Genomic DNA, 16,357 nt, shown 5'->3' with positions numbered 1-16,357 from the left:
CTGCTCCTGTGATTGGTGTTGCTCAGCTGTCGAGGCGGACGGTCTTGCCTTCCCTAGCCGATTTCAGCGCTGCGTCGGCCAGCCTCAGCGCGACGAGCCCGTCCTTGCCGCTCGGCGCCGCCTTCTTGCCTGACGTCGCCGCCGCGATGAAGGCGGCGATCTCGTTGGCATAGGCGTCGAGATAGCGGGTCATGAAGAAGTCGTGCAGCGGCGGACGCGTATAGCCTTTCTCATTGGCCAGTTCGATCGACACCGGCCGCTGGTTCTCGGCCGCAACCATGCCTTTCGAGCCATGCACCTCGATGCGCTGGTCATAGCCATAAGTGGCTCGCCGCGAATTCGAGATGATGCACTGCTTGCCGGAGGCGGTTTCGAGAACGACGCTGACGCTGTCGAAATCGCCGGCCTCGCCGATCTTCTTGTCGACCAGCACCGAGGCATGGGCGCTGACCGCCACCGGCTCCTCGCCGAGCAGGAAGCGCGCCATGTCGAAATCATGGATGGTCATGTCGCGGAAGATGCCGCCCGAGCGGCCGATATAGTCGAGCGGCGGCGGGCCGGGATCGCGCGACGTGATGGTCACCATCTCGACCGTGCCGATGGCGCCGTCGTCGATCGCTTTGCGCACGGCGGCGAAATGCGGATCGAAACGGCGGTTGAAGCCGACCATCAATGTGGCGCCGGCCTTCTCGACCACGGCCAGGCATTCTTCCACTCTGCCGGCGTCGAGGTCGATAGGCTTCTCGCAGAAGATCGCCTTGCCGGCCTTGGCGAACCGCTCGATCAGATCGGCATGGGTGTCGGTCGGCGTGCAGATGATGACCGCATCGATATCCCCGGCTTTTTCGATGGCCTCGATGGTGCGCACTTCCGCGCCATAGGCAGACGCCAGATCCGTCGCCGCCTTCTCGAATGCATCGGCAACTGCGACCAGCCTGGCCTGCGGATTGGAGCCGACGGCACGGGCGTGGACCTTGCCGATGCGGCCGGCACCGAGAAGAGCGAAGCGGAGAGGCATGGGAATTTCCTTTGAGGATTGTTCGAAATGGAAGTGCGTCTTTACCGTACCGTTCAGGGCGAGGCGCAGTAGATTTTCTTGTCGCGGCTGATCGGCGACGGGCCGATGACCCGCCGGCCGGCATCCGTCCTAGGCGGCAAGTTCGGCCTCCCCGGTCTTGGCGCCGGTGATGTATGAAACGATATCGTTGCCGTCGGTGTCCTGCTTGCGCAGATTGGCGACGATGCGGCCGCGCCGGAAGACGACGATGCGGTCGACCAGGTCGAACACCTGGCGCATGTTGTGACTGATCAGGATCAGCGGCTCGCCATTGGCCTTCAGCGTGCGGATGATGTTTTCAACCTGCATCGTCTCCTGCACGCCAAGTGCTGCCGTCGGCTCGTCCATGATGATGAGCTTGGAAGCGAAAGTCGCGGTTCTGGCGATCGCCACGCACTGGCGCTGGCCGCCCGACATGTGGCGGATGGTGTTGGAAAGGTTGGGAATCTTGACCGCCGTGCGGACCAACGCTGCCTCGGTCGCCTTGCGCATGAACTTGCGATCGAGGATCGAGAAAGGCCCGAGATTGAAGAGCACCTTTTCGCGGCCGAGAAACAGGTTCGATGGCACGTCGAGATCGTCGGCAAGCGCCAGGTTCTGGAACACCGTTTCGATGCCCGCCTCGCGCGCCGCGATCGGGCCGGCGAAGTTCACTTCCTTGCCGTCGAACCAGACCTTGCCGCTGGTGCGCTGCTCGACGGCCGTGATCTGGCGCACGAAGGTCGATTTGCCCGCGCCGTTGTCACCCATGATGGCGACATGCTCGCCCTTCCGCAGTTCGAAGTTCGCGCTTTCGAGCGCATGCACGCCGCCATAATATTTGGTCAGGTTTTCGGTCTTCAGGACGATGTCTGACATGATCAAGCCCTCATTGCCCGCAGGCGCTGGCGCCACTGGTCGAGAACGACTGCGCCGATGATGATCACGCCCTTGACCATTTCCTGGTAATAGGCGTCGAGGCGCAGGAAGGTGAAGCCGGAGATGATGACGCCGAAGATCAGCGCACCGATCACCGTTCCGATGATCGAGCCGCGGCCGCCCGACAGCGAAACGCCGCCGATGACCGCCATGGCGATCGCGTCCAGTTCGTACATCACGCCCATGCCGGCCTGAGCGGTGAGGTTTTTGGAGCTCAGCACCACGGCGGCGAGCGAGGCGAGGATGCCGGCAATGACGAAGACAAGGATCTTGTGGTTCTGGACATTTATGCCGGACATGCGGGCGGCGTCCTCGTTGGAGCCGATGGCATAACAGTGCTTCCCGTACCTGGTGTATGACAGGATCAGCTGGAACAGAATCGCCAGCGATATGAAGATGATGACCGGCATCAGCCCCTTGCCGATGGCGGCGAAACTTTCGGTGGGAAACGAGATCGGCTGCCCCTTGGACCACCATTTGGCGATGCCGCGCGCGGTGACCATCATGCCGAGCGTGGCGATGAACGGCGGAATGCGCGTGTAGGCGATCAACGAGCCGTTGACCAAGCCCGCCAGCAGGCCGCAGCCGATCGCGACCAGCACCGGCACGATCACCGGCAGGTCGGTCCAGCCTTGCGCGAGGAACATCGCCTTGGGATTCGGGTTGCCGTTGACCGTCGCCACCTGGGCGAAACTCATGGCGATCATCGCCGTGGCGCCGACGATCGAACCAGAGGAAAGGTCGATGCCGCCGGAAATGATCACCTGCGTCACGCCGATGGCGATGATGCCGACGATCGACACCTGCAGGATGATGATCTGCAGGCGCGCTTCGTTGAAGATCGTATCGACATTGGCGCGTGTGTTGAACAGGAAGCTGTCGCCAAGAAAGACCCGGCCTATCAGCTCGAAGGCGCCGACGAGGATGATGAGCGCCAGGAAAACGTTGAATTCGGCAGGCCATGTGCGCTTCTTCGCATCATAGCTGAGTCCGCCGACGCCATGGGTTGTCTGTGCCAAATCTTGCTTCCTCCGTTAGCCGCAGTCGCCCTCCCGCCGCTTGTTTTCGGCGATGAGGGAAGGAGGAGCGGCGCTGTCCCTTTGTTTGAGCATCGGATCTCCCCAAAACCGGTCCGATGCTCCGACGCGCCGCTCCCTATCGAAAAACGGTCTCGCAGCCTCAGTTCTTCTTCAGGAACTTGTCGATGTTTGCCGGCGTGACCAGCTGGAAGGGGATGTAGACCTTCTGTTCGACCGCCTCGCCCTTGGAAAGCTTGAGCGCGGCGTCCAGCGCCCCGGCGCCCTGGCCGGCCGCATCCTGAAACACGGTCGCGTCAAGGTCGCCCGCCTGCATCGCGGCAAGCGCGTCCTGGGTGGCGTCAACGCCGCCGACGACAACCGACTTCATGTCGATGTTGGCAGCCTTCATGGCCTGGATGGCACCGATGGCGCTTTCGTCATTGTTGGCGATCACGCCATCGAACGGCGTGCCGGTCGACAGCCAGTTGGTCATCAGATTCTGCGCTTCCTCGCGTTTCCAGTTCGACGTCTGCTTGTCGATGATCTTGATGAAGCTGCATTCCGGAGTGGCGATTACATCGTCAATGTCCTTGGTGCGCTGCACCGCGGCCTGGTTCGACAGCTCGCCCATGATCACGTAGACATTGGCCTCGGTCTTGCCGGCCTCCTTGAACAGGCGGCAGACTTCCTGAGTTTCGAGAGTGCCGGACTCTACCTCGTTCGAGGCGACGAAGGCCTGGTTGTCCGGCAGCGTGTCGACATTGACCGGCTCGCGGTTGACATAGACCAGCGGAACCTTGGCCGCAGCCGCGGCGTCCGACATTGCCTGGGTGGCCGAGGTGTCGACCGGATTGACGATGATCGCGTCGACTCCCGAGGCGACAAAGTTCTTGATCTGGTCGAGCTGCTTGGCGACGTCGTTCTGCGCGTCCTCGACCTGCAGCTGCACGCCGTCCATGCCCTTGGCCTGCTCGATCATGCCGTTGCGCAGCACGGTGAGAAAATTGTCATCGAACAGCGCCATCGACACGCCGATCTTGGCAGCGAGGGCTGACGAACTCATCAGCGCCGAAAACACGACGCCCAAAAGCAGTTTCTTCATTTTATTTCTCCTCCACAGAATTGGTGTCCGGCTGCACCGATCTACCCGGAATCCCCGATCTCCCAGGGAATCTCTCCCGATTGCCATCTCCGTTCCTGATGGCGATTTCCGCGTTGACTGGAACGCCAAGTCCTCTGCTTGAAACAGATGTTCCGGAACGAAAGAACCAAAATACCTAGTTGGTGAAATATTTATTCCATTCTGCGTGCGGGCGTCAAGGAGATTCCGAAAGCGGATGCCGGATTTTCGGATAACGCGGCTGAGGGTCGGCTAATATTCTGCAAGAATCCATCAGGCTGATGGTTCACATCATTGCGACGCATCGTGGTGCCCGATCTGAACCTGGATGAATTGTCTGAGCCCAGACGTTTTGCCCGAAGCTAGATGTTTTCCGGTAGATAGATATCGAAGGGCAGGAAGGTCTGGCCCGGCGCATTGGCAGCGCCTGCCTCGATGGCATGCGCCATCAGCCCGACAAGCTCGCGGCATAGTGCTGCCAGCGGCGTCGAAATCACCATGGTCAGGATGTTGTCGGCGAGCGCCGCGCGCGATTCGGCGTTGATCTCGTTGCAGACGACCACCGGCATGTTTGCCGGCCTGGCCGCCCGTAGCGCGGAAACCGCGCCTTCCATGCCACCGCCGGCGACATAGCAGCCGGCAAGATCCGGGTACCGCGCCAGAAGATCGATCATCGCATCATGGGTCACCTGGTTGGCCTCCAGATTGACCAGCGTCTCCAGCACCGTGAATTCCGGCGCATGCTCGCGGAAGAATGATCTGAAGCCGATCTCGCGTAGCTCATGGCCATGGAAGCGATGGCTGCCGACAAAAAGGGCGACCTTGCCGGGTTTCCTCGCCGCCTTGGCGATCATCCAAGCCGCGGTGCGGCCGACCTTGCGGTTGTCGAGGCCGACATAGCCTTCGCGGATGCCGGCGGCAAAGTCGGACAGCAGGGAGAAGACGGGTTGCCCCCTTGCCTTCAGGGTCTCGACGGCTGCCGTCAGCGTCGGATGGTCCGGACCGACAAGGGCGACGGCCCTGGATTTCGCCGCCAGCTTGCGCATCTGGGCAGCGATCTCGTCGGGCGCCAGCGAACTGGCGAAGTCGATGGTTGCGACGCCGCGGAAGCGCTGCGATTGCGACACCGCCAGTTCGAGCTCCCGCGCGAAATCGCTGTAGAAGACATCATTGCCCCTCAGCAGCAGGAAGCCGAGCCGATATTCCGGCAGTTCCTGGCGCATCCGCTGCTTGATCAGTCCGGCGGCGTGATAGCCGATATCGGTTGCAGCCTCATAGACACGGCGTGCGGTTTCCTCGCGCACCGGCAGGCGATTGTTTAGCACCCGGTCGACGGTGGCGACGCTGACGCCGGAGGCGCGCGCCAGATCGGTGATGGTCGGCCGTTTTGCCATGGCTGTCTCTCCGCTTGCCAAAGTTTACATCATTCTGATGGGAAATGATAGAAACTATCTTTGTGACATTGAGCCTATCATGGCATGGCGTTATCTTACGACATAAGCACCTGTGGCAGAGGCACCCGTTCTGACGGATGCCGACGGAGGCAGCCTCAATGGAAGCGACACTATCCGCAATGCCGTCCCGGCGAGACTACAGCCTGCTCGGCCGCGACGCGAAGCTTGCCGTCGAGACCGGGCTGGCCGCGGCCGAGTGGTATCACACCGACGTGCCCCGAAAGCAGATGAAGGAGCTGATGCAGCGCTCCGACGGGCCGGCGATCCGCGACACCACCATCTGGCTCGGCGCCCTGATCCTGAGCGGAGCGGGCGGTGCCTGGTTCTGGGGCACGTGGTGGTGCGTGCCGTTCTTCTTCGTCTATGGGGTCCTCTACGGCTCTTCCACCGATTCACGCTGGCACGAATGCGGTCACGGCACCGCGTTCAGGACGCAGTGGATGAATGATGCGATCTATCAGTTCGCCTGCTTCATGATCATGCGCAATCCGGTGACCTGGCGCTGGAGCCATACGCGGCATCACACCGATACGATCATTGTCGGCCGCGATCCGGAGATCGCGGTGATGCGCCCACCGGACCTGTTGCGCGTCGTGCTCAATTTCTTCGGCATTGTCGATGCCTGGCATGCCATGAGCGACATGCTGCGCAATGCGGCCGGTATCATCAGCCCGGCGGAAAAGACCTTCATTCCCGAGCAGGAGCAGCCGAAGGCGATCCGCATTGCCCGCATCTGGACCACGATCTATGCCGCGACGATCGCGCTGGCACTTTATAGCGGCTCGTTCCTGCCCCTGATGCTGGTCGGTCTGCCCAGGCTTTACGGCGCCTGGCATCACGTCATGACCGGCCTGCTGCAGCATGGCGGCCTGGCCGAAAATGTCATCGACCATCGCCTCAACAGCCGCACGGTCTACATGAACCCGATCAGCCGCTTCATCTACTGGAACATGAACTACCATGTCGAGCACCACATGTTCCCGATGGTGCCTTATCACGCGCTGCCGAGGCTGCATGAGCTGATCAAGCACGATCTGCCGGCGCCGACGCCGTCGATCCTGGCCGGCTATCGCGAGATGGTGCCTGCCTTCCTGCGCCAGCTGCGCAATGAGGACTATTTCCTCAAGCGCGCGCTGCCGCCGACCGCGAAGCCCTATCGCGAGGAATTCCACAACGACAACGATGCTGTCGCGGCAGCAGCGGAATGACATGCGCCCGTGCCGGGCAAGTTGGCCAGCAAAAAACTGCCGGGAGGACTGATGAGCGACTGGGTCGAGGCCTGTGACGCCGAAGACATCGACGAAGAGGACGTGATGCGGTTCGACCATGGCGGCCGCACCTTCGCCATCTATCGCAGCCCCGACGACGAATATTTCGCGACGGACGGTCTTTGCACGCATGAGAAGGTGCATCTGGCCGACGGGCTGGTGATGGACGACATCATCGAATGCCCGAAGCACAATGGCCGCTTCAACTACAAGACCGGTGCTGCAAGGGGCGCGCCGGTCTGCGTCAATCTCAGGACATATCCGGTCAAGCTCGACGCCGGCAAAATCCTCATTCAGATCGGGTGACGGTGATGACGAAGGGGATGGTGATCATCGGTGCCGGCGAATGCGGCGGGCGGGCTGCCTTGGCGCTGCGCGATCTCTTCTATGACGGGCCGGTGACGCTGGTCGGCGACGAGCCGCATCTGCCCTATGAGCGGCCGCCGCTGTCGAAAGACGCGATGGCCAGCGATGCGCCCGTAATCAAAGCGATCGCCAGCGACGAGGTCCTGGCCGGGAGATCGATCCGGCATATCCATTCGGTTCAGGCGGTGGCGATCGACCGCGCGGCGCATCTCGTGCACCTGTCGGACGGTTCGGTCCTGCCTTACGACAAGCTCTTGCTGGCGACTGGTTCGACACCGCGCAGGCTGCCATTGCCCGGCCTCGGCGCGCGCTGTGTCTATCTCCGGACCTTCAACGACGCGTTGGCCATTCGCGCCCATCTCAGCGCCGGAAACCGCATTGCCATCGTTGGCGGTGGCTTCATCGGCCTCGAGCTTGCCGCCGCGGCGCGCAGGCTGGGGGTCACGGTCACTGTCATTGAGGCGCAGCCACGCATCCTGATGCGCGGCGTGCCGGCCGAGATCGCCAAGATCATACACGAGGCGCATGAAGCTGAAAGCGTGAAAATCCTGTGCGGCGACGGCATCGCCGCGATCGCCGACGACGGCACCGAGGTGCGCATCGCGCTTGCCGGCGGACAGGAAATCGTCGCCGATCTGGCGGTGATCGGCATCGGCGCCGTGCCGGTGACCGGACTTGCCGCGGAAGCGGGGCTGACGATCGATAACGGCATAGCTGTCGATGCCGCGCTTCGCACCAGCGATCCGGACATCTTCGCCGCTGGCGATTGCTGCTCGTTTCCGCTTGCCGTCTATGGCGGCCGGCGCGTGCGGCTGGAAGCCTGGCGCAACGCGCAGGAGCAGGGCGCACTTGCGGCCAGGAACATGCTTGGCGCCGGTGAGGCCCACGCGGCGGTGCCATGGTTCTGGTCGGATCAGTACGGCCTGACCTTGCAGATATCAGGCCTGTCGGACGAGGGCAGCAAGGTCGTGCGCCGCGACCTCGACGACGGCGCCTTCATCCTGTTCCATTTGGCGCAGGACGGCACGCTGGTCGCAGCGAGCGGGATTGGTCCAGGCAACGCGGTCGCCCGCGACATAAGGCTGGCCGAGATGCTGATCGCCAGGCGGGCAAAACCGGCGCCTGAGGCCCTTGGTTCGCAAACGATCAAGCTGAAGTCGCTGCTGGCGGCGTAAGCCGCTGCCGGTTCCAGAACTGGCGGAACGCTTGTCGTTCTAGTGGTGACAACCCGACGCTTGGTAGCCATTAGGCCTCTGTCCGTCCAGGTCCCACTGCATTGTTGATGTCCAGCTACCGGCTCTTGAAAAGAGTGGAATAAGGCTCGGTGTTGATAAGAAGGATCACGCACTGCTTTTCGGACATGCAGGCATCGGCATGCATCTGGTCTGCCTTCTGGGTCCAATATGATCCGGGCCGCAGTTCGATGCCTTTGCCCTCGCCCGTTTCGGGCACCCAGTGGCTCCAGGTGCCCTCGATGACAACGCCCTGATAGTCTGCCGTATGTGCATGTATGGGTGCTTGCCATCCCCCGGGGACTTTCAGCAGCGTTCCGGCCGGACCCACATCGCGCTTGCCCCATAAGGGGCCCAGTCGGTGGGGCTGGTCAGGCATTTCCTCATAATACGGCACCTTCTCAACGGGCAGGTATGTATTCTCCAGGGCGTAAGTCTGAGACGGCAGGATAACAACTGCGGCTATCGCCACCACGAGCTTTGGAAAAAGCACCGACATCTCCCTCAATGTTGCCACGTTGCCACGAATCTATTGGTAGCAGGGAAGAAGCCTATTGTGGAATGCCGGACGAACAATGATATTGCGTCCGAGATGCATGCTCGATCATCCAATTCTGCCGATCCTGTCGTCTATCTTCTCGGACAATTCCTGCGTGACCTCAGGCCAGCGGAGGCGAGTTACTGCCGGGCCGAGGTAACGCGGCCTTGGGGCATCGGCCTGCAATTCCAAAAAGGAATTCGCTTCCATTTCGTGGCCGAAGGCACCTGTTGGGTGCTTGTCGAGGGGTCTGAACCGGAGCGGCTGGACAAGGGCGACGTCGTGCTCCTGCCGCATGGCATGTCATCGCCGACGACCCTAATAGCGCGGTGACCGATCTCGCGCTCCTGGGCCCGAGACAGATATCCGACACAAGCTATTCCCTGAACACCGGCGGCGGGGGTGCCCGATCCCTCATTTTCTGCTGCACCGTGGATTTCGAGGAACCGCTGGCCGATCGACTGATCGGGTCCATGCCCGCAAAACTTGTGCGTCGCGCAGGACCGAACCGTACCCGGTCACTCGGCATGCTGCTGGAGGTAATGGCGGCGGAGATGGCGGAAGAAAGCGTAGGCTCGGCCACGATAATGGCCCGTGTGGCCGATGCAGCCATCAGCATCATTGTTCGCGATTGGGCTAGGGATAGCGATGACCATCGCCGAGGCTGGCTCGCTGCGCTGCGCGATCGAGGACTTGGCCCCGCCCTGTTCGGAATCCATACGAGGCCGGGGGAAAGCTGGTCTCTGGCCCGATTGGCGAGAACCGCGGCCATGTCGCGATCCACCTTTGCCGAACGTTTTTCACTTGTCCTCGGGATATCGCCGGCTCGCTATGTGCTCGAATTCCGAATGCGCGAAGCAAAACGCCTGCTCCTTGACCCGAGCCTGACGATCCCAGCCATCGCCACGCGCCTGGGGTATGCTTCCGAAGCCGCTTTCAGCCGTGCCTTCAAGCGGACCACAGGAAACCCTCCTGGACAAATTAGGCGCTTACGAACCGCTTCCGAAGCGGGGCGCGAAACTTACGCCTCAGTGCGTGGATGAAGGCGTTTGTAGGCGCGTCTACGCGCTCGTAGCGGCTTTCACCAACAGCAGCTCAACCCCAGGGCGGCTGTGGTCGTCAGGCACCAAGAGTCGGATTTCACCACTAAAACAGCGCCTTCAGCTCCGGCAATTTGTCGTTGACCAGCCAGCCGTAGTAATTTTCCTCGGGCAGCTTCTCCGGTTCGCCCGCGGCGCGGCGCCGGTCGTTCTCGGCCTTCAGCGCATGGGCGCGCTGTTCCGGATTGCCGACATTGTAGAGCGTCGATGTGATGCCGGGATTGCCCGATATGTCGAAGCCGGCAATGCTCTGGTAGGCATCGATCGATTTCCGGATCGTCGCCGCGACATAATCCAATGTCAGGTCCGGATCCATGATGGTCTTGTAGACCGCGTTCGGATCGCCGACGTCGAGCTTCGGCAGGCCGGAAACCTGGTGCACGAGATCGCTCATCTGCAACGCCGTCAGCGGGTTGAGCTGACCGAGGCCGAAAGTCTGGCCGGCATAATAGGGCTGGAAGAAGGTGGCGCCGAAGCGGTCGTCGGGGAAGCTCTCACCGCCGACAGTCTTGCCGCGAAAGGACTGGTTCCACACCTGCTCGCGGCATTCCCAGAGCGCGTAACTGTCCGATTTGCCGGCGCATTCCTGGAATTGCGGCCGCTGCACGAAATCGGTGATGTCCTCGCCTTCATAGGCGAAGGCCAGCTTGCTCGACAGATAGGAGATCGCCTTGACGTAGTAGGTCTGCAGCCGGTCGTAGGCGTCGACATTGTAGGTGTGCTCGCCGACGATGGCGCCGACGATATGCATCGGGTCTATGCCATAGGTCCCCGCCGCTTGGCTGATCTTGCCGCGCAGACCGGCGTCGTGCTGCAGCAGCGCATAGACCTTGCTGTATTTTGCCTGGAAGGTGGTGTTGGTGGCCTGGGTGCGCCGGCTTGAGGCGCCCGGTATGTTGGGCTGCTCGGCATGACTGTTGCCCGGCGGAACCATCGTCGCCGCTTCGGCGGCGAACATGGCTGTCGTCAGCGTCAGCCCGAGAAGGACGAGGATCAGTTTTTTCATGCGCCGCCGCCTGTAACAGCGCATGACCCCCGGATTCGATTTTCGGGGGTCATGCGCCAAATCAAGTGCTACAGCGTCCCTTGCGCGTCCAAGGACGCGCGCGCTGTAGTTGCCGGGCAAACTAGGTAAAGCTGGAAGGGGAGTCGAGAGCCCCTTCGCCCGGCAAGACAAAAGCTGGCCAGATGCTTCCATTTGGCCACACGTTTCAGAACTTGCCGGCTCGCCCGGCCCATCTCTTGTAGGATGGATCGCCTGCTACAGGATGAAACGCGACAAATCCGTGTTTCTGGACAGGTCGCCGACATGCTTTTGCACATAGGCGGCGTCGATGGTCACCGACGTGCCGTGGCGGTCCGGCGCGTCATAGGAGATCTCGTCCAGCACACGCTCCATCACCGTCTGCAGCCGCCTGGCGCCGATGTTCTCGACGCTGGCGTTGAGATCGACGGCGATGCCGGCCAGCGAATCGATGGCGTCGTCCGTGAAGACGAGATCGACGCCCTCGGTCTTCATCAGCGCGATGTACTGCTTGATCAGGCTGGCCTCGGTCTCGGTCAGGATGCGGACGAAATCGTCCTTCTCCAGCGCACGCAGCTCGACGCGGATCGGCAGACGGCCCTGCAGTTCTGGCAGCAGGTCCGACGGCTTAGCAACGTGAAACGCGCCCGATGCGATGAACAGGATGTGGTCCGTCTTCACCGGTCCGTATTTGGTCGCGACCGTGGTGCCTTCGACAAGCGGCAGCAGGTCGCGCTGCACACCTTCGCGGGAAACACCGGCGCCCATGCCGCCCTCGCGCGAGGCGATCTTGTCGATCTCATCAAGGAAGACGATGCCGTCGTTTTCGGTCGATTCGAGCGCCCTGCGCACCACCTCATCCTGGTCGAGCAGCTTGTCGGACTCGTCGCCGACCAGCAGCGTGTAGGATTCCTTCACCGTCGTCTTGCGCGTCTTGGTCTTCTGACCGCCCATCGCTTTCGACAGCATGTCGTTGATGTTCAACACGCCGATATTGGCGCCCGGCATGCCGGGGATCTCGAAGCCGGGCATGCCGCCGGTGCCGGTGTCGTTCACTTCGATCTCGATCTCCTTGTGGTCAAGCTCGCCGTCGCGCAGCTTCTTGCGGAAACTGTCGCGCGTGGCCGGGCTCGCCGTCTTACCGACGAGCGCTTCCAGCACACGTTCCTCGGCATTGATATGGGCGCGCGCCTTGACATCCTCGCGCATCTTCTCGCGCACCAGCCCGATGGCGATCTCGACCAGATCGCGGATGATCTGCTCGACGTCGCGGCCGACATAGCCGACCTCGGTGAACTTGGTCGCCTCGACCTTGACGAACGGCGCACCCGCAAGGCGTGCCAGGCGGCGCGAGATCTCGGTCTTGCCGACGCCGGTCGGGCCGATCATCAGGATATTCTTCGGCATCACCTCTTCACGCATCTGGCCTTCGAGCTGCTGGCGGCGCCAGCGGTTGCGCAAGGCGATGGCCACGGCGCGCTTGGCGTCCTTCTGGCCGATGATGAAGCGATCGAGTTCCGAAACGATTTCGCGGGGCGAGAATGTGCTCATATCACCAAATTCCACTTTGCCACTGCCGGATGGACTCGAACGGATGCAGCAGCATGATCACGTTGAGTGTCAGATTGTCCCTGATGATGTAGCCGACACCGAATTCGAAGATGAGGGCGAGGGTCACGATCACCCATATAGGAAGCCTCCGCGCCATCACAAATCCCAGCACCATCGCCAGCGTATCCGCCACCGAATTGATGATGCTGTCGCCGTAGTAATCCAGGGAAATTGTGCCGGCGCGATAGCGCTCGATGATCAAAGGGCTGTTCTCGAGAAGTTCCCAGCCACCCTCTATGACGACCGCAAATGCCAGCCTGAGCCCGATCGGGGAGCGCGGGAACAGAAACCACGCCAGCGCATAGAACAGGAAGCCGTGGATGAGGTGCGAGAATGCGTACCAGTCGGAAATATGCTGGGAATTCTCCGAGCTTTGCACGATGCCGTGCCACAGCTTGACATAGCCGCATGTACAGATCGGCGTTCGGCCCATGCCGTAAAGGGCTCCGGCCTGGAATATAATCAGGCCGAGGACGAGCAGAAGCCCCATCCGCCAGCTGTCTTCGTAGGCCGAGACGGTTTTGTCGGCGCCGGTTGTGCTCATGCTGTTACTGCCCCCCTTTGGCATCGCCCTCTTCGACATCGCCCTCTTCGGCATCGATCGCCATCAGCACGGCGTCGCCATATTCCGATTGCCTTCGATCGATAGCCCTGAAACCGGCCTTTTCATAGGCGCGGATCGCTCGTCCGTTGGCCGGGTCCGGGTCGATAATGACACGCGGCGCCCCTTCCTCGAACAGTTGTTCCACGAACTGCCGGACAATTGCCGAGCCGTGGCCGCGTCCGACAAGCTCAGGCCTGCCGATCGACAGATCGATGCCGAGCGTGCCGAACGGCTGGTCGCTATAGGGATGGCCGTCCTCCAGATGCGGGTCGTAGCTCTGCATGTAGCCGATCGGCTCGCCGTCGAGTTCGATGATCAGCGGTTCGACGGAAATGCTATCGATGTGCTCGCGGATCTGGGCGATCTCCGTCTCGGGATCATCCCACCACTCCGCGACATGCGGCTCGGCGAGCCATGCCGCGATCATCGGCAGGTCCGCCTCCGTCACCGGCCGAAAATCATATCTATTTTCTTGTTTGGCCATGATCTCCTCCGAAAACCGGTTTCCACTTTTCGGGATCATGGCCAGCGACCGGCTCAGCCGGCATCGAGGGTTTCGATAACGAAGTTGTTGTTGGTGTAGACGCAAATTTCGGATGCGATCTGCATCGCCTTGCGGGCGATCTCCTCGGCATCCTTGTCGGAATCCATCAGCGCGCGCGCCGCGGCCAGCGCGTAGTTGCCGCCCGAACCGATCGCCATGACACCGTGTTCGGGTTCGAGCACGTCGCCGGTGCCGGTCAGCGCCAGCGAAACCGACTTGTCGGCGACCAGCATCATCGCTTCCAGCCGGCGCAGATAGCGGTCGGTGCGCCAGTCCTTGGCGAGCTCGACGCAGGCCCGCGTCAGTTGATCCGGATATTGTTCGAGTTTGGCTTCCAGCCGCTCCAGAAGGGTGAAGGCATCGGCGGTGGCACCGGCGAACCCGGCGATGACGTTGCCGCCCTTGCCGATGCGGCGCACCTTCTTGGCGTTGCCCTTCATGATGGTCTGGCCGAGACTGACCTGGCCGTCGCCGGCGATCACCACCTTGCTGCCCTTGCGCACCGTCACGATGGTCGTGGCGTGCATGGTCAGTTCATTCGACATTTTCTGCTCCGATCAGCACCGATCCCGAAAGGCGATTGGCGCGTTACGAGTGACTTGATCGGCCATATGTATGCATAGGTCCGATGATTGCAAACCGGCCATCCGCCAGGCTCGATATCCCCTGGGATGGCAACTGGCAATCGCCGGATCATGCTGCTAGAAGGCTCTCGTTTTCAAGCATGTGGACGCTTGGAACGCCTGAACTCTGGACAAGGATGAGGTCATGCTGCCCCGTTCCGCCACCGCCAGCCGCAAGACTGGGGAAACCGACATCTCCGTATCGGTCCAGGTCGACGGCTCGGGAAAATCCGATATTTCGACGGGCGTCGGCTTCTTCGACCACATGCTGGACCAGTTGTCGCGCCATTCGCTGATCGACATGACGCTCAAGGCCAAGGGCGATCTGCACATAGACGACCACCACACGGTCGAGGACACCGGCATCGCGCTCGGCCAGGCGCTTGCCAAGGCGTTGGGCGAGCGGCGCGGCATCATGCGCTATGCCTCGGTCGATCTCGCCATGGACGAGACGCTGACGCGCGCGGCGATCGACGTCTCCGGCCGTCCTTTCCTTGTCTGGAACGTTGCGTTCTCGTCGCCGAAGATCGGCACGTTCGACACCGAACTGGTGCGCGAATTCTTCCAGGCCCTGGCGCAGAATGCCGGCATCACGCTGCATGTCACCAACCACTACGGCGCCAACAATCACCACATCGCCGAGACCTGCTTCAAGGCGGTGGCGCGTGCGCTGCGCATCGCGCTTGAAAGCGACCCGCGCCAGCCGGACGCGGTTCCTTCCACCAAGGGATCTCTGAAGGGATAGGCGATGGCGATCTATGTCGTGATGGAACCGCCGGGCCGCGGCGAAAAGCCTGACACAACGGCCTTTGTCCGTGATGGGTTTTCCTGGCTCGGCTTCCTCGTGCCGCCGCTGTGGCTGCTCTTGCACCGGTTGTGGATCGAGGCAGCACTGGCGTTTGTCGCCATGGCTCTCCTTTCGATGCTTGCCGAAGGATTGAACTTTGGGCTCGCCGGCCCGCTGCTGTCGCTGCTTGTATCGCTCTACGTCGGTCTGGAAGGTCAGGCCTTGCGGATTGCCGCGTTGCGCCGTCGTGGCTGGCATGAATGGGGCGTCGTCGCGGCCGGCAGGATCGACGATGCCGATACGCGCTATGTGCTGGAAGCCGAAGCGCATTCGGATGAGCAAGCGCCCGCGCAACGCATCGTCCCGGATGCTGCCCATGCCCGGCCAGCGCATATGGGCATCGCGCTAGGGTTGAACCACACTCCTGGAAGACCCTGACATGCGGGTCGCGATCATCGACTACGGCTCGGGCAACCTGCGCTCGGCCACCAAGGCCTTCGAGCGCGCCGCGCATGAAGCCGGTATAGCCGCCGCCATCGACCTGACCGCCGATGCCGAGCGTGTCAGAACCGCCGACCGCGTCGTCCTGCCCGGCGTCGGCGCCTACGCCGATTGCGCGGCCGGGCTGCGCGCTGTGGCCGGCATGTGGGAGGCGGTCGAGGAGGTGGCGACCGTCAAGGGGCGGCCGTTCCTCGGCATCTGCGTCGGCATGCAGCTGATGTCGGAGCGGGGCCTGGAAAAGACCGTTACAAAAGGTTTTGGCTGGATCGCCGGCGACGTCAAGGAGATCACCCCGGCCGATCCGGCGCTGAAGATCCCGCAGATCGGCTGGAACACGATCGAGCTCACGCGCAAGCATCCGCTGTTTTCCGGCATTCCAACCGGCGCCAAGGGGCTGCACGCCTATTTCGTCCATTCCTATCATCTCGACGCGCAGAAGCCGGAGGACGTGCTGGCGATTGCCGATTACGGTGGTCCGGTGACGGCCGCTGTTGTCAGCGACAATCTCGCCGGCACGCAGTTCCATCCCGAAAAGAGCCAGGCGCTTGGCCTGGCGCTGATCACCAATTTCCTGCGCTGGAGGCCCTAGGA

General features: G+C 62.0%; 18 protein-coding genes and 1 pseudogene. 8 read left to right on the top strand and 11 right to left on the bottom strand.

The window, feature by feature from the left end; genetic code table 11:
• Window positions 1–22: 22 nt before the first annotated feature.
• The 5 genes from iolG to CIT26_RS19210 form a co-directional block, all read right to left on the bottom strand.
• Window positions 23–1,018 (bottom strand): inositol 2-dehydrogenase, encoded by a 996-nt coding sequence (gene iolG, locus CIT26_RS19230; protein ID WP_095494029.1) that lies wholly within the window; start codon window positions 1,016–1,018, stop codon window positions 23–25.
• A 129-nt stretch (window positions 1,019–1,147) separates the two neighbouring features.
• Window positions 1,148–1,915 (bottom strand): ATP-binding cassette domain-containing protein, encoded by a 768-nt coding sequence (locus CIT26_RS19225; RefSeq protein ID WP_095494028.1) that lies wholly within the window; start codon window positions 1,913–1,915, stop codon window positions 1,148–1,150.
• A gap of 2 nt (window positions 1,916–1,917) precedes the next feature.
• Window positions 1,918–2,994: an ABC transporter permease gene (locus CIT26_RS19220; RefSeq protein WP_095494027.1), complete on the bottom strand. Its 1,077-nt coding sequence runs from the start codon at window positions 2,992–2,994 to the stop codon at window positions 1,918–1,920.
• Window positions 2,995–3,154: 160 nt separating this feature from the next.
• Entirely contained in the window at window positions 3,155–4,096 is a 942-nt protein-coding gene (locus tag CIT26_RS19215) for a sugar ABC transporter substrate-binding protein (RefSeq protein WP_095494026.1), read from the bottom strand.
• 380 nt (window positions 4,097–4,476) lie between these two features.
• The gene (locus CIT26_RS19210) at window positions 4,477–5,508 is read right to left on the bottom strand and encodes a LacI family DNA-binding transcriptional regulator (protein ID WP_095494025.1); all 1,032 of its coding nucleotides are present in this window, start codon (window positions 5,506–5,508) and stop codon (window positions 4,477–4,479) included.
• Between the two features lie 158 nt (window positions 5,509–5,666).
• On the opposite strand from CIT26_RS19210, the gene CIT26_RS19205 reads away from it, so the two are divergent.
• The 3 genes from CIT26_RS19205 to CIT26_RS19195 are packed head-to-tail and all read left to right on the top strand — an operon-like array spanning window position 5,667 to window position 8,377.
• Entirely contained in the window at window positions 5,667–6,776 is a 1,110-nt protein-coding gene (locus CIT26_RS19205; RefSeq protein WP_095494024.1) for a fatty acid desaturase family protein, read from the top strand.
• Window positions 6,777–6,827: 51 nt separating this feature from the next.
• Window positions 6,828–7,142 (top strand): Rieske (2Fe-2S) protein, encoded by a 315-nt coding sequence (locus CIT26_RS19200; protein ID WP_095494023.1) that lies wholly within the window; start codon window positions 6,828–6,830, stop codon window positions 7,140–7,142.
• Window positions 7,143–7,147: 5 nt separating this feature from the next.
• Window positions 7,148–8,377 carry an NAD(P)/FAD-dependent oxidoreductase gene (locus tag CIT26_RS19195; protein WP_095494022.1) on the top strand — a complete coding sequence of 410 codons (1,230 nt, stop codon included), beginning with the start codon at window positions 7,148–7,150 and terminating at the stop codon, window positions 8,375–8,377.
• A 115-nt stretch (window positions 8,378–8,492) separates the two neighbouring features.
• Here the strand turns inward: CIT26_RS19195 and CIT26_RS19190 are convergent, their stop codons facing one another.
• Complete coding sequence (locus CIT26_RS19190; protein WP_425350358.1) at window positions 8,493–8,927, bottom strand: DUF4437 domain-containing protein; 435 nt, start codon at window positions 8,925–8,927, stop codon at window positions 8,493–8,495.
• Between the two features lie 99 nt (window positions 8,928–9,026).
• Between CIT26_RS19190 and CIT26_RS38820 the strand changes: the two are divergent.
• Together CIT26_RS38820 and CIT26_RS38525 are read left to right on the top strand one after the other, a co-directional pair.
• Window positions 9,027–9,550 (top strand): annotated as a pseudogene (locus tag CIT26_RS38820) (cupin domain-containing protein); the annotation flags it as partial.
• The gene (locus CIT26_RS38525; protein ID WP_425350359.1) at window positions 9,527–10,015 is read left to right on the top strand and encodes a helix-turn-helix domain-containing protein; all 489 of its coding nucleotides are present in this window, start codon (window positions 9,527–9,529) and stop codon (window positions 10,013–10,015) included. The pseudogene CIT26_RS38820 and the gene CIT26_RS38525, both read left to right, overlap by 24 nt.
• Before the next feature lie 103 nt (window positions 10,016–10,118).
• On the opposite strand, the gene CIT26_RS19175 is transcribed toward CIT26_RS38525, so the two are convergent.
• The 5 genes from CIT26_RS19175 to hslV all read right to left on the bottom strand — a co-directional run bounded on the left by CIT26_RS19175 (window position 10,119) and on the right by hslV (window position 14,400).
• A complete protein-coding gene (locus tag CIT26_RS19175; RefSeq protein ID WP_095494018.1) occupies window positions 10,119–11,078 on the bottom strand; it encodes a DUF1402 family protein in 960 nt (319 codons plus the stop codon).
• Between the two features lie 255 nt (window positions 11,079–11,333).
• Window positions 11,334–12,647: an ATP-dependent protease ATPase subunit HslU gene (gene hslU, locus CIT26_RS19170; RefSeq protein ID WP_095494017.1), complete on the bottom strand. Its 1,314-nt coding sequence runs from the start codon at window positions 12,645–12,647 to the stop codon at window positions 11,334–11,336.
• 1 nt (window position 12,648) lies between these two features.
• Entirely contained in the window at window positions 12,649–13,251 is a 603-nt protein-coding gene (locus tag CIT26_RS19165) for a DUF2585 domain-containing protein (RefSeq protein WP_095494016.1), read from the bottom strand.
• Between the two features lie 4 nt (window positions 13,252–13,255).
• Complete coding sequence (locus CIT26_RS19160) at window positions 13,256–13,795, bottom strand: GNAT family N-acetyltransferase (RefSeq protein ID WP_095494015.1); 540 nt, start codon at window positions 13,793–13,795, stop codon at window positions 13,256–13,258.
• Window positions 13,796–13,848: 53 nt separating this feature from the next.
• Window positions 13,849–14,400, bottom strand: a complete 552-nt coding sequence (gene hslV, locus CIT26_RS19155; RefSeq protein WP_095494014.1) for an ATP-dependent protease subunit HslV — start codon at window positions 14,398–14,400, stop codon at window positions 13,849–13,851.
• A gap of 223 nt (window positions 14,401–14,623) precedes the next feature.
• On the opposite strand from hslV, the gene hisB reads away from it, so the two are divergent.
• The 3 genes from hisB to hisH are packed head-to-tail and all read left to right on the top strand — an operon-like array spanning window position 14,624 to window position 16,355.
• Window positions 14,624–15,223 (top strand): imidazoleglycerol-phosphate dehydratase HisB, encoded by a 600-nt coding sequence (hisB, locus tag CIT26_RS19150; RefSeq protein ID WP_095494013.1) that lies wholly within the window; start codon window positions 14,624–14,626, stop codon window positions 15,221–15,223.
• A 3-nt stretch (window positions 15,224–15,226) separates the two neighbouring features.
• Window positions 15,227–15,703, top strand: a complete 477-nt coding sequence (locus tag CIT26_RS19145) for a DUF2628 domain-containing protein (protein WP_095494012.1) — start codon at window positions 15,227–15,229, stop codon at window positions 15,701–15,703.
• A 1-nt stretch (window position 15,704) separates the two neighbouring features.
• Window positions 15,705–16,355 carry an imidazole glycerol phosphate synthase subunit HisH gene (hisH, locus tag CIT26_RS19140; protein WP_095494011.1) on the top strand — a complete coding sequence of 217 codons (651 nt, stop codon included), beginning with the start codon at window positions 15,705–15,707 and terminating at the stop codon, window positions 16,353–16,355.
• Window positions 16,356–16,357 lie beyond the last annotated feature (2 nt).

The organism is Mesorhizobium temperatum, from assembly GCF_002284575.1.
Lineage (GTDB): Bacteria > Pseudomonadota > Alphaproteobacteria > Rhizobiales > Rhizobiaceae > Mesorhizobium > Mesorhizobium temperatum.
This window is presented reverse-complemented; position numbering and strand designations above follow the sequence as displayed.

Excerpts from the sequence above, each read along its gene's own strand:
- CIT26_RS19210 (WP_095494025.1), bottom strand. The coding sequence starts at position 5,508 with ATGGCAAAACGGCCGACCATCACCGATCTGGCGCGCGCCTCCGGCGTC.
- CIT26_RS19175 (WP_095494018.1), bottom strand. The coding sequence starts at position 11,078 with ATGAAAAAACTGATCCTCGTCCTTCTCGGGCTGACGCTGACGACAGCC.
- hslU (WP_095494017.1), bottom strand. The coding sequence starts at position 12,647 with ATGAGCACATTCTCGCCCCGCGAAATCGTTTCGGAACTCGATCGCTTC.
- CIT26_RS19205 (WP_095494024.1), top strand. The coding sequence starts at position 5,667 with ATGGAAGCGACACTATCCGCAATGCCGTCCCGGCGAGACTACAGCCTG.
- CIT26_RS38525 (WP_425350359.1), top strand. The coding sequence starts at position 9,527 with ATGGCGGAAGAAAGCGTAGGCTCGGCCACGATAATGGCCCGTGTGGCC.
- hisB (WP_095494013.1), top strand. The coding sequence starts at position 14,624 with ATGCTGCCCCGTTCCGCCACCGCCAGCCGCAAGACTGGGGAAACCGAC.
- CIT26_RS19200 (WP_095494023.1), top strand. The coding sequence starts at position 6,828 with ATGAGCGACTGGGTCGAGGCCTGTGACGCCGAAGACATCGACGAAGAG.
- CIT26_RS19145 (WP_095494012.1), top strand. The coding sequence starts at position 15,227 with ATGGCGATCTATGTCGTGATGGAACCGCCGGGCCGCGGCGAAAAGCCT.
- CIT26_RS19165 (WP_095494016.1), bottom strand. The coding sequence starts at position 13,251 with ATGAGCACAACCGGCGCCGACAAAACCGTCTCGGCCTACGAAGACAGC.
- CIT26_RS19160 (WP_095494015.1), bottom strand. The coding sequence starts at position 13,795 with ATGGCCAAACAAGAAAATAGATATGATTTTCGGCCGGTGACGGAGGCG.
- hslV (WP_095494014.1), bottom strand. The coding sequence starts at position 14,400 with ATGTCGAATGAACTGACCATGCACGCCACGACCATCGTGACGGTGCGC.
- iolG (WP_095494029.1), bottom strand. The coding sequence starts at position 1,018 with ATGCCTCTCCGCTTCGCTCTTCTCGGTGCCGGCCGCATCGGCAAGGTC.
- hisH (WP_095494011.1), top strand. The coding sequence starts at position 15,705 with ATGCGGGTCGCGATCATCGACTACGGCTCGGGCAACCTGCGCTCGGCC.
- CIT26_RS19195 (WP_095494022.1), top strand. The coding sequence starts at position 7,148 with ATGACGAAGGGGATGGTGATCATCGGTGCCGGCGAATGCGGCGGGCGG.
- CIT26_RS19225 (WP_095494028.1), bottom strand. The coding sequence starts at position 1,915 with ATGTCAGACATCGTCCTGAAGACCGAAAACCTGACCAAATATTATGGC.
- CIT26_RS19215 (WP_095494026.1), bottom strand. The coding sequence starts at position 4,096 with ATGAAGAAACTGCTTTTGGGCGTCGTGTTTTCGGCGCTGATGAGTTCG.